Below are 12,423 nucleotides of genomic sequence, written 5' to 3'. Positions count from 1 at the left end.
TCAAAAATCATGAAGAAACGATTGATTTTCGTGGGCGCCCTACTGTTGGCGGGAACCGTAACGACTTCGCTGTGTATGAAAAATGCCGCAGCGACAACCGATTTATTGGCAGCCAATATCGAAGCCATATCAGCAGGAGAATATCCAGGCTGGGAATGTGCAGGGATGGTTGCCAATGCCATTCTGGACAAAGATCCCGGTACGACAACTGAAACCGTAGTATGTCAACAAACAGGTCAACTTAAATTTTCAAGAGGAGTTTTATTCGATGGTAGATATTTAGAAGGTATGACTTATACTATCGGTTATGAAACTTCTTCTTGTCAGCGTTATAATTTGGGAAGTTGCTGCGACCCATCCCAAGCCGGCTACCATATTATTAATGATGGCTTCCGATAGGATCACTTTTTTTTTTGCAAGCTGTCGGATTTTTCCGGCAGCTTCTTTCCTTATAAACGAATAACTATAACCATGAACTTAAAACACAGAATTTTATATCTTTTATCATCTTTATTGCTAACCGGTTGTACTTCTGACAACCGACCGATCGTTTACAACGGCGAATATATTTCGAAAGAAAATGTAACTTCGGCAACCATCGAACAACTCGACTCTCTGATCGAATCCTGCGATTTTATCCCGCTCGAAACCGGCGACAGCAGTCTGTTGAGCAATATTATCGACATACAATGCTACGACGACAAATTTTTCGTCACCTCGTCGGTTGTCGGATTTATGCCTGAAATCCTCGTTTTCGATAACCGGGGGAAATACCTGAACCGGATCGGAAGACCGGGACGCGGCCCTGGCGAATACCTTGGACTACAGACCTGGTATGTCGATCCTTATTCTCAAGAAGCAGTTATCGTCGATCAAGCCAAACGAAAAGTTTTCCGTTACGGACTCGACGGCCAATATATACCCGACACAGAAACCGATATGGATTCGACTTTGAATAATGCCAAACGACTTTGTCCCGCCGATTCGAACACCGTGATAGCCTGCTACGGAATCAATCCGATCCGCCGGGATCTGCTCGCCACCTACCCGGCAAACCTGAAAAAACAGAAGCCGTACCGCAAAACCCGACTGACTTGGCATGGCAACAGTTCCTATTCGTCCAATCCGGTCGGCCGCGACGGCGATGCATACCACGTGATGCTGCCGCTGAGCGATACCATCCTTCGATACCGGAACGGCACGTGGGAGCCTTGCTACGTTATCACCTATTTCAACGAAGGGAAAAGTTACAAGTCGGGAAAGAAGGAGACCGATTTCGAAGAGATCAGGCAACGGGCCGCCGAACGGAATTTCCGGTATATCCGCGGGCTGGTCGAAAACGACCGGTATATCCTGTTCGAATACCTCGGCGGATCGATTTTGTGGGATAAGCAGGCTAAGCGAGGAACCTACGTAGCCGACGGTTACAATGCGGAACGACTGAACGGCTTTCCATTCATTCCGCACACGGCTTGTTACGGAGCGGACGACTATTTCGTCTCGGTCATGACTCCGTCGAGTTTTCGCGACAACGCCGAAACCATCTGCAAAAACAACGGAAGACAAAGCGACGAACTGCAACGAATCGCCGCGAAAATCAGCGAAAACGACAATCCCGTACTGATCGTCTACCACCTCAAACGACAGTCTCGATAACAAGACGTAAGATACGGATTATCTACACATAGATTATCCCCCCAAAAAAACATCGCGCAACCGGAAACCGAAGCAGTTTTCGGACGGGAGATCACGGAACTCGTCAAGCAGCGGTAGCGGCAAGCTTTTTACGCCGCTTGCGCCGCTGCCTGAGGCCGACCGGAACGAACAACGGCAGGAAGAATACCAGCGCGATCACCGAGAACAACATGCCGCCCATCGTGCCGACGGCGAAGGCGAACCAGAATACTTCGGACTCGCCGTCGTAAAGAAACGGAATCAATCCCAGCACCGACGAGAGGATCGTCAGCGAAATGGGAATGATCTTATGATTGTACGCTTTCAGGAAATTGTGCATCGAGACTCCGTTCCCGACCTTGCAGGTCAGATTGTAGTGGTTGATGATATAGATCCCGGCGTTCACGACGGTTCCGCACAGCAGTACGAAAGCGGCGAAACCGCCCTGGTCGAACGTATATCCCGTAATCCCGAACGTCAGGAACACCCCGATAAACGAAATCGGGATCAGCGACAGAATAATCAGCGGTTCGGTCAGCGACTCGAAAAGCACCGCGCAGCAGAAATAGATGATCGTGATTACCAGTAGGATCAACCAATACTGGCGATTGGCGCCGGGTCCGCCGCCGCCCCAGTTGTAGCTGTCCGTCTCGGCTTTGAAACCGATCGGCAACACTTCGTCGTTGAGACGTTCCACTTCCGTGCGGGTCGTCTTCTCGGCCAGTTCGTACGGCCCGACGAAATCATAGGCAACGATCAGCCGGTACTGCTGGTTATCCTTGTAAATGTCGTTTCCGGTGCGCCGTTTGGCGATATCGCCGAACTCGGAAAACCGCGCGTTCTGCCCGTTCACCCGCAGGTATTCGTTAGACAGACGCCATACGTCGAAACGGTCGCGCTGCGAAGACACCAACGCCACAGGCAGGCTGGACTCCCCGTCGAAATAGGAACCGACGTTCCCGTTGTACAGCTTTTGCCGCATCGAATTGTACAGGCTGTACAGGTCGATACCGTTCAGCGCGATCCGGTCGGGATGGAAGGCGATGTAAAACTCGTTACGCGACAGGTTGTTGCCCCATCTGACCTGCCCGTAAATCCCCGGATCGCCCACGCGCTTGTTTTTCGATATCTGCTTTACGACGTCCTCCGCATAACGGTACAACTGATCGTAATTGTAGCCGGTGAGCGTGATCCGGTGCGACTTATAGCCCGAATAGACGTTATTGTTGAACCCGTTCTGGTCGATCCCGTAGACTCCCCATGTAGCTCCGCCGTAGTTGATGGCCTGGCTGATTACCGTATTTTTCAGGAAAAGAGGAAAACCGGTATGCTCCGCATCTTTCTTAAACGTAACTTCGATCGAACCGTCGTTGTACCCGTAAATACTCGTCTTGAACATGTCGATCTCGTCGAACTGGCTCAGGAAGTTTTCCATCATCTTCATGATATCGTTGAGCTGCTGCACGGTACATCCTTCCGGCATCGCCGCTCGGATGCTCAGCGTCGTCCGCTGCGGCTCCCGGTAATAATTCCCTCCCGACATGTTCTTCATAAAGAACCGCAGACTCCCGCCGAGCGACTTCTCGACGATCGACTTCATGTTTTCCTGATACCATACGCTGCCGATCGTCTTGTTATATGTCTTCGGCCACCACTTGTCTTCTTGATTCGGGTCGGTCTTGATCCGCTCGGGCAGCAGGTGAACCGGCAACCCGAATCCCAAGATCATAACGACGATAAAGATCCATTTATGTCGTTTGCCGAACAGAATGTATCTCCCGTAAATACGGTTGAACCTCAGCAATCGCCTCATCTTCCGCCGGGTGTTTTTACGCTTGCGCGGAGCGATCGGCAGTTTGTCCATCAACGCCGGCACGAAAATCAGCGCCACGACGATCGAGATCATCAGGTTGACGATCATCACGGCCGAGAAATCGACCAGGTTCACCCGCTGCTGCTCGGGAAGAAAAAATACGATGGCGAGCGAACCGACCGTAGTCATCACGGCCGCAAGAATGGCGATAAACGCCTTCCGGTCACGGTAATAGCCGTAATGGTCGATCATGATAATCGAAGTGTCGATGATAATCCCCAACGACACGGTAATTCCCGCCAGCGAGTAGAGGTGAATCTCCAGATTCAGAAAATAATAGAAAATGAACGCGATGAAAATATTCGCCGCCAGCGTTACCACGATGATGAACAGGTAGCGTAATTTCCTGCTGACCAGAAAAACGAACAACAGCAGAATAATCACCGAAAGCACCGTCCGGAACACGATCTTGCGCAACTCGCCCTTGATATAGTCCGACGAATCGTAGCTGAGCGTCGCCGAATATCCGTCAGGGAAAGTTCGTCCCAATTGTTCCATCCGCTCCCTGACTCGTTTGGACAGGTCGATCGTGTTGACGTATTTTTCGGGAGTCACCGACAGGTTGATCGTATTCAGTCCGTTGATTCTGAAATAGAAAGCCGGCAACTGCTCTTTGTAGGCCACCGAAGCCAGATCGCCCAACGATACGATCGTACCGTCGATATTTTTGATCGGAATCGACTCGAAATCGACCCGGCTGCCGCCGCTGCCGAGCATCACGGTGATTTCGTTCACTTCCCCCTGCCGGTCTTCTTGGACGATGTTGCCGACGATATCCTGGCGTTCCAACCCCGCACTGATTCCGTTGTGCAGCTCGTCGATCGAAATCCCGAAATTATCCAATTTATCCGGGTCGAAACAAACTTCGACATAGAAAGGCGTAGCTCCTGAAAAACCGATGTTGCCAACCCCTTTGATCCGGGCCAGTTCCTTGACGATGTTCTCTTCGGCATACTGCTGGATCTGCTGACTGGGGACGCCCGCGTTCAACGTGTAGATCAGCACCGGGGAGAGCTGTTCTCCGGACGGGGCGGACGACAGCGAAGGGTAGGAGACGCCCTCGGGTAATTTCGGATAAATTTGCCTCATCAGCGACGCGATCTCGAATCGGAGCACATCGACGTTGACATTTTTTTTGAACGATACGATGACTCTGCCTCCCTCCCGGTAAGACACCGAGCTGACGTGATCGACCCCTTTGACGGCCGCCAGCACGCCTTCGATTTTCGACGTCACCTCGGTTTCGATCACCCGGGCCGACGCCCCGTTCCATCGGAAGTTGACGCTCAGGCTATTCTGCTTCGAGGAAGGCGTATATTGGATATTGAGCAACGGCATGATCCCGGCGCCGATCACGACCATCACGATCATGATCAGAATGACGGAATAGGACGGTATCCGCGAAAAAATATTTCCACCGGAATCCGTCATCGTTTCTTCTTGCTTTTATAAATCGTGTAATAGAACACCGGAACATAGAATACGCTGACCACCGTGCCGACTATCATTCCGCTGATCAGCGTCAACGACAGCGGGTACTGCAGGTCGGAACCCATGTCGCCGCGGTACAGGAACGGCAGCACCGCAAGGATCGTCGTCAGACTCGTCATCACGATCGGCTTGATGCGCCGCGAACCGCCCTCCATGATCGCGCGGATCAACGAATATCCGTTCTTACGCAGTTTGTTGATCGTATCGACTTTCAGGATCGAGTCGTTGATCACAACGCCGCACATCACCACGAGTCCGATCAGCGACATCAGGTTGATGCTGGCGCCGAGCAGCCACAGTATCAGCAGGGCGCCGAATATATCCACCAGAATCTCGGACAGGATGATCAGCGGCTGAACCAGCGATTCGAATTGCGCAGCCAGGATAAAAAACAACAGCAGGAAAGCGACGGTCAGCACGACGATCAGTTCGCCGATCATCGTCCGGTTCGAAAAGTAACTCCCCGAGAAACCGACGTCGAAATCGTCATTCTGCTGCACCACCGTGCGGATCGTACTCATCAACTGCGGAATCTGCCGATCCGAAGCTTCGATATTCACCGGATAGAAATCGCCTTCGGTACCGGAGATGATGTTTTTCAAATCGCGGCTTCGGGTCTCGCCGACCAGCATCGAGAGCGGGATGTCGATGCCGGCGCCGTTGGTCACTTTCGTTTCCAGAATATCCGCCGACAATTGCGACCGGTTGCCGCTGACCACCGGGATCGAGAAAGTCCCTTCGTTGATCGTAAAGAGTCGGTTTTGGTTCGTGGCTTTCTTCAGCGCGCTGAAAACCGTGTTGTAATCGATGCCGTACAGTGCCATGACGCGGGGTTTCACCACGAACAACACGTGTTCCTGCCAGACGGCCGGTTCGATATAAATGTCGGGCAGGGCGCGGCTCAGTTCCCCCAGCAGCGCGTTCAGTTTATCCGGATCGGGCGCCCGCCCGTTGGTCGGTTTCAGCCGGGCGACCAGCGGAGGTTCGGTTTCGGAGAAGATCATATCGAAGATATTACCCGCCATTTCGAAATGAAACATCGCGTCCGGATACTGTTCCTTGAGACGCTTTTCAAGCCGCTCTTTGATCTGCGGCAGATGATCCGGACTTTTCGCCCGGACATACACCAACGCTTCGGAAGCGCTCAGCTCGCGGGTATGCGACAAGATGAACTGCTGGATTCCGGTCATTGCCGTACGCTGGGCCGCCAGATCGGCGACTTCGCTCATCAGCGCGTCGGTACGCCGGTCGTTGTCCTCGGGCGAAATCCGGCTGTTCCAGTCGATGCTCATCAGCATGTCGTCCTGGGTCAGCGGCGGCAACTTCTCTTTATCGATCTCGGTATAGACGAACCACAATGCCGGGAAAACGGCGATAAACGAGATCCATACGAATCGCTGGTGTCTGAAAAACCACTTCAGTATCCGCTCGTACCCGCCTCGGAAATCCACGACAGCCAGTTTTTCCAGGTAACGGTTCGTCGGGCGGAAAGGGCTTTTGCGATAAAAAAGATAATAATAGACCGGAATGACGAGCACCGAAACCATCAGCGACGAAAACAGTCCGATCGCAACGGCCATAGCCTGGTCGTAGAATAGCGAGCCGGCGATCCCGCTGAGAAAAATCAACGGCACGAATACCGAGCAGGTCGTCAGCACAGAGCTCAGCATCGGCCCGAAGACTTCGTTCGTAGCGGCCGGCACGGCTTCTTTCAGCGGTTCGCCGCGGTCCCAATGCTGCGAAATGTTGTCGATGACGACGATCGAATTGTCCACCATCATACCGATCCCCAGCACCAATCCCGACAGCGAAACGATATTGATCGTGATACCCAGCAGGTGGAAGAACAGCAACGACACGATCAACGCCAGCGGAATGGTGATCGTCACCAGCACCGGCGTCCGGAAATCCTGCATGAACAGGAAAATGATCAGACAAGCCAGCAGAGCGCCCACGATGATGTCGTTGCGCAGGTTGCCGATCGAATATTCGAGCAACTGCGTCTGGTCCCGGGTAACGGTGAACTGTACGTGCGGATACTCGTTCCGGAAATGCTGCATCAAGCCGTTGATCTCGGCCCGCAGATCGCTCATCTGCGCGTCCGACTGCTTGATGACGGCCATCGAAACCGCATTATGAGAATCGGAACGCACCATGCCCTGCCGCCGTTGCGGATGCTCGATGACCGTCGCCAGATCTTTGAACTGGTACAACCGGTCATGGATATTCAGGTACACGTTCTCAATATCCTTTTTGGAAAGAATGTCCGATTCGAACCGGATGTCGTACTGGTATTCCCCCTCCCGGATGGTCAAATTTCCCAATTTGATGTTGTTGCGTTGCAGGGCGTTTTCGAGCGTTTGCTCGCTGATTCCGAGCGACTCGAGCTTTTTGCGGTCGGGGACGATCAACAGTTCGGGGTAGGAGAGTCCGCTGACGTCCACCATGGCCACCTGCGGGATCTGCTCGATCCGTTTGGCGATCACCTGCCCGGCGAAACGGCTCAATTCCATGAATTTCGGCGAAACGGGAAACAGCTCGCGCGACGATGCGACGACGCCGTCATCGTCCTCGTCGGTTAGGCTCATGTTGATGAAGAAAGCCGGAATATCCGTCGCGCTCGCTTTGACCACCTTCGGGCGTTCCATGTCGCGGGGCAACGAACTCATCGCCCGGTCGATCTTTTCGTTGGTCTCGATGAACAGGTAATTGATGTCCGAACCGGGGTCGAACTGCATGAAAATCGTTCCCGTCCCATTCCTGGCTTCGGTCGTGATGTCCCGCAGGTGCGAAACCTGCATCAATTGGTTTTTCAACGGTTTAACGATCGTCGCATCCAATTCGCGGGCCGAAGCGTTATCGTCGACCACCCGCACCGTGATCTGCGGTATCTGAATATCCGGCATCAGCGAAACGGGCAACATACCGATCGAAACGAAACCGAGCACGAGGACGGCAATCAAGGTCATCGTGACGGCGACCGGGCGTTCTATCAGGCGTTTGATCATAAAAAAATCATTTTAAACGGACGAACATCGACACGAATGCGCTTCCGTCCTGTTTCTCAGCCGAACCACCGCCGGCGGGAAACGAAATTCAACCTACGGTTTGCGTACTTCCACCTGGGAACCGTCCGCCAGGTTCAGATTACCCGAAGTAATGATCACATCCCCAGCATTCAGTTCGGCGCCCTTGTCCAGGTTCGGGGCGACCACGTGCGAATCGCTGTTCGACATCACCACGTTCACATAAGTCCACATCGCTTTGTTCTCCGGCCCCAGGCGAAACAGCACCTCCTGGTTGTCCCGGATCACCACGGCGCTTTTCGGTACGGCCAACTGTCCCCGCACCAGATTCTCGACCAGCACCGTAACGTTCATCCCTTCGAGCAACTTCCCGTCCGTATTGTTCACCTTGGCCCGCACGTTGATCTGTCCTTTGTCGTCTACCAGCGGATTGATCTGCGTTACGACGCCGTCGTAATAGTGATCCGGCCGGTTGAACGACGCCGTTTTCACAGTCTGCCCGACAGCCACGAAGCCAACCTCCGATTCCAGCAGGTTGAAATCGACGTCGAACGTCCGGTCGTCGATCAGCGTACAGAACGGATCGTTCGGCTTTTCGTAAACTTTCGACTGCAGGTTCGCTATCTTCCCCGCAAAAGGAGCTTTCAGGGTCGTATTCATCAGGTCGATCTCGGCCTGTTTCAGGCTGTTGACGGCTGAGGCATACCCCGAACGGATATCGGCTACACGACGGCGCTCTTTCGGCACGTCGGTCGTGTCCGAGTACCCGAAGCTGATCAACGCGTCGACCCGGTCGATCTCGGCCTTATCGAGCGTCTGATGCGCCTGTTCGAGTCGCAACTGCGCCGAACGCGGATCGAGTCGGGCGATCACCTCGCCCTGCCGCACGGACTGTCCGTTCGCAACGCAGACTTCGGAAATATCTCCGGCCGTCGCGAAACGAAGCACGCTCTTGGTCACGGCCCGCAACTTCCCGTTGCCGACGATTTGTTTATTGAAATTCCGCGGCCGCAGCACGACCGTATCGACGACATTCCGTTCGGCCACGTATTCGGCCTTGGCCGCTTCCGAATCTTCCCGTTTCTTCTCTTTGTCGTGCCCGCACCCCCAAAGGATCGCCGCCACGCAAAGCGGCAAAAAATAAAGTTTCATTATCAACTCCGATTTAAAATCTTTACTGTGAATTTCCCCGTCCGTTATTTCCCGACGATCTTATCGAACTCGGCCGATATGTTCGTCCTGCTGATATAATCGAACAGGGTCAGCCTGCGTATATTATAGTAATACGACCAGTAATTGTTCAATTCCTGAATGTAACGGTTCGCCGCTTCGTCCTTTTCGCTCTGAGCCGTATTGAGGTCGGTCACGTCGGCCGTTCCGTTGATAAAACGCTCCATCACCATTTCGTAACGCTGTTCGGCCACGCTGTCGGCCATGGCCGATATTTTACACTGTCGGATCTGGTTGTTGAACTGCACCACTTTGATCATAATATCCTGGCGGTGCTCCGTGTCTTCCTGATTGGTCTGGGTGCGTACCACATTTTCACGCGATTTGGCGGTTTTGACCCGTCCTTTACCCAGCCCCCAATCCATAATCGGCAGGCTCAGACCCAGACTAATAATCTCCTGATCCATCGGATTTTTGTAAGCATATTTAAAGCTTTCATTCTGCTGAGTCAGTCCGAACTGGGCGCTGAGCGTGGCCGAAAGTCCCCGGTTCGCCTTGGCTTCGGCGACGGACTGTTCGGCGTACAACACGGAAAGTTCCTGACTGAGTCCGAAAGAAGAATTGGCATAGGAGAGATCGACCACCTCGCTTACATTCAGCGCGAGTTCGGGAATCGAATCAGGCAGCACCAGCTCCAGTTGCACGCTTTCGTTGTATCCGAGGTACGATTTCAGTTTCAACTGGTTCATATCCAGGTTCAACTGACTCTGATTGATCGACAGGCCGTCGTTCAGCAGCCGTAGTTCGAGCTGCAGCAATTCGCTCTTGGTCACTTTCCCAAGTTCGAAACGTTCCTTGGCAATCCGGTAAAGCGTTTCGGTATTCTGATAATTTTTCTGGGCCCTTTCAAGGTTCCGCTGCGACAACAGCGCATTGAAAAACAGCGAAGTAGCCGTAACGGTAATATCCTCCATCGTTTCGAGGTAACTCCGCTTGGCCTTTTCGTACTCTTTCGGTTGGGTCTTCTTCTGCCATTTCAGCGAATTGAAAGCCCGCAACGGCTGGATGTAAGTGATGTTGATCGGCTGCGAATTATATGTTATGTTCCGTTCCGGCGCATACTGATCCAGCCGGTTCAACTGTGTGAATACGGATACTTTACCTCCCGTCAACGCGATATTCTGATCCAGCGAAAGCGTCAGGTTGTTACGCATGTTGTTGTTCTCGACGTATTTGATATTTCCCGTCTCGGAATTCTGAAGCGCCATCAGCGACCGGTTGAAATTGCCCAGCGTCGCCCCCAGGTTCAGCGACGGCAGAAACTGCGCTTTATAAGAACGGTACGCCCAGTAGTTCCCCAGAAAATTATGTTTGGCCACCAATGCGCTGGGCGATTGTTCGTGCGCGGTATAAATAACGTCGGTCAGGGTCATTTTGCGGTTCAGGCTCTGAGCATACCCTCCCGTCGAAAATAACACCCCGACAACGATCAACAACGAAATCGTGTTTCTTTTCATAAAAATCATACGGTCTTGGATCGGCAGTCCGCCGCTTTCTTGTAAAAGTACAAAAAAAGGAATCCGAAAATCCCTTCCTTTGTTACTTTTTTGATCTTTTTTTGTCAGTTTCAACGTTTTTTCGTGCAAACCGGCAGGATCATTGCTAATAATTTATTGTTTAAGTCGACCTGCTTAGTCGTGCTTGGCCTGTTCCCGGATCTCCTTTTTATAAAGCTCCCACAGCCGCTCGTTTCCGATCGGATTGCCGACCAAAACCACCCGGTTCTGCCGGTCGAGCAAGAAAGTATGATACATTTCCCCGGACGGAATGCGGGGATTCCGTTTTAAAAACAAACCTCTGCTATCGAGAAATACCGGATAATCCAACTGGGCCGCTTTCAGCGAAGTAATAAGCTGGGATTCGGTTCCCCGTTTGGGCGAAAATATAAATATCGCATTGAACTTATGCTTCAGTCCGATCGATGTGGCGATCACTTCCTGCCATTCGTACATCCTGTTGATCCGGCAGGAAGAGCAGACCACCGAATCGTAAAATACCACCAGCTTCGTTTCGGCGCCCATAAAGTCGGTCAGCGTGGTGTCCCGGCCGTTCACCGTACTCCGCAGGCTGTCGGGCAGCACGATTTGCTGCCCGGTAAATTCCTTCAATTCCTTTTTGATCCGCGCCGTTTTGCAGGAAACGACCGCAAAGCAGCTTAACAGGATAACCAAAATACGTTTTACCATCATAACATGCTATCAATAAGTTCTAAAATCAAAGCGCTTTCATCAGCCGGTTCCACCGCAACTTCCCGGTCGCTTTGTCCCGCGAATAGGCGATCCGCGTAGCGACGCCGACGATAAACTTTTCCGGAATGAATCCGAAATAACGCGAATCCTGCGAGTTGGCCACATTGTCGCCGCCCATGAAATAATAATTTTCCGTGAACGTATATTCATCGACGGGAAAGTCGCCGAGATACAGAACGCTGTCGCGCACTTCAAGGCGCTTCCCCGTCTCGTATCCGACCGCCAGCCGGTACAGCACATGATTCCGGGCATCCAGCCGGATGCGATCCCCCTTGCGGGGAATATACAGCGGCCCGAAATTCTTCGTCGTCCAGCCGTACTTCTCGTCGAACGGAGCCGACCGTAGGATGACCGGATCGATCAGGGAGTCGGGCGTGGCCGAGAAAGCCGCTTCGTTGTCATAATACCCCAGCGTATCGCGACAGGCCGGGTTACGGTAAAAGCCGTTCACGACAGAGAGCGTATCGCCCGGCAGACCGAGACAGCGTTTGGCAAAGACCCGGTTGATCCGAAACTCGATCTTTTGCCAGTCGTCGTTCCCGAACGGGAAATTGAAAACGACGACGTCGTTGTGCCTGATTTTCCTGAATCCGGGAATCCGGAACGTTTCGAGCGAATCGCCTTGGAGAAACTTTAGGTTTTTATAAATTCGCGCGCCGAAAACCAGCTTATTGACCAGAATCTGATCGCCGGGAATGATCGTCGGAGTCATCGACGTCGTCGAAACCGGATATTTGTCGCACACGAAAACGCGTGTGCCGAAATAGAGCAGCACCAACCCGAAAAACGCCAATACGCACACGGAAACCGCATTGACGGCCTTCGCTATCTTTTGTTTATTTAACATCATCTTTTACATTCTCGCATCCCGAACTGCCGA

At 52.6% G+C, this 12,423-nt stretch carries 8 protein-coding genes; 2 read left to right on the top strand and 6 right to left on the bottom strand.

Annotated features, from left to right (window positions below):
• Positions 1–9 precede the first annotated feature (9 nt).
• Together GFH31_RS01290 and GFH31_RS01285 are read left to right on the top strand one after the other, a co-directional pair.
• Complete coding sequence (locus tag GFH31_RS01290; protein WP_153498077.1) at positions 10–399, top strand: hypothetical protein; 390 nt, start codon at positions 10–12, stop codon at positions 397–399.
• 72 nt (positions 400–471) lie between these two features.
• Positions 472–1,656 (top strand): 6-bladed beta-propeller, encoded by a 1,185-nt coding sequence (locus GFH31_RS01285; RefSeq protein ID WP_153498076.1) that lies wholly within the window; start codon positions 472–474, stop codon positions 1,654–1,656.
• Between the two features lie 103 nt (positions 1,657–1,759).
• Here the strand turns inward: GFH31_RS01285 and GFH31_RS01280 are convergent, their stop codons facing one another.
• The 6 genes from GFH31_RS01280 to lepB form a co-directional block, all read right to left on the bottom strand.
• Positions 1,760–4,978 (bottom strand): efflux RND transporter permease subunit, encoded by a 3,219-nt coding sequence (locus GFH31_RS01280; protein WP_153498075.1) that lies wholly within the window; start codon positions 4,976–4,978, stop codon positions 1,760–1,762.
• Positions 4,975–8,046 (bottom strand): efflux RND transporter permease subunit, encoded by a 3,072-nt coding sequence (locus GFH31_RS01275; protein ID WP_153498074.1) that lies wholly within the window; start codon positions 8,044–8,046, stop codon positions 4,975–4,977. The genes GFH31_RS01280 and GFH31_RS01275 overlap by 4 nt, the downstream gene beginning before the upstream one ends.
• Before the next feature lie 93 nt (positions 8,047–8,139).
• Positions 8,140–9,216, bottom strand: coding sequence for an efflux RND transporter periplasmic adaptor subunit (locus GFH31_RS01270; protein ID WP_101570512.1), 1,077 nt, complete (start codon positions 9,214–9,216; stop codon positions 8,140–8,142).
• A 44-nt stretch (positions 9,217–9,260) separates the two neighbouring features.
• Positions 9,261–10,751, bottom strand: coding sequence for a TolC family protein (locus GFH31_RS01265; protein ID WP_172970768.1), 1,491 nt, complete (start codon positions 10,749–10,751; stop codon positions 9,261–9,263).
• Positions 10,752–10,925: 174 nt separating this feature from the next.
• Positions 10,926–11,483, bottom strand: coding sequence for a hypothetical protein (locus GFH31_RS01260; protein ID WP_153498073.1), 558 nt, complete (start codon positions 11,481–11,483; stop codon positions 10,926–10,928).
• Positions 11,484–11,508: 25 nt separating this feature from the next.
• Positions 11,509–12,393: a signal peptidase I gene (lepB, locus tag GFH31_RS01255; RefSeq protein WP_055204481.1), complete on the bottom strand. Its 885-nt coding sequence runs from the start codon at positions 12,391–12,393 to the stop codon at positions 11,509–11,511.
• Between the last annotated feature and the right edge of the window lie 30 nt (positions 12,394–12,423).

Origin of the sequence: Alistipes sp. dk3624, from assembly GCF_009557455.1 — a bacterium.
Taxonomy (GTDB): Bacteria; Bacteroidota; Bacteroidia; order Bacteroidales; family Rikenellaceae; genus Alistipes_A; species Alistipes_A hominis.
The sequence above is the reverse complement of the archived record's forward strand: the minus strand, read 5'-3'. Positions and strand labels throughout refer to the sequence as shown.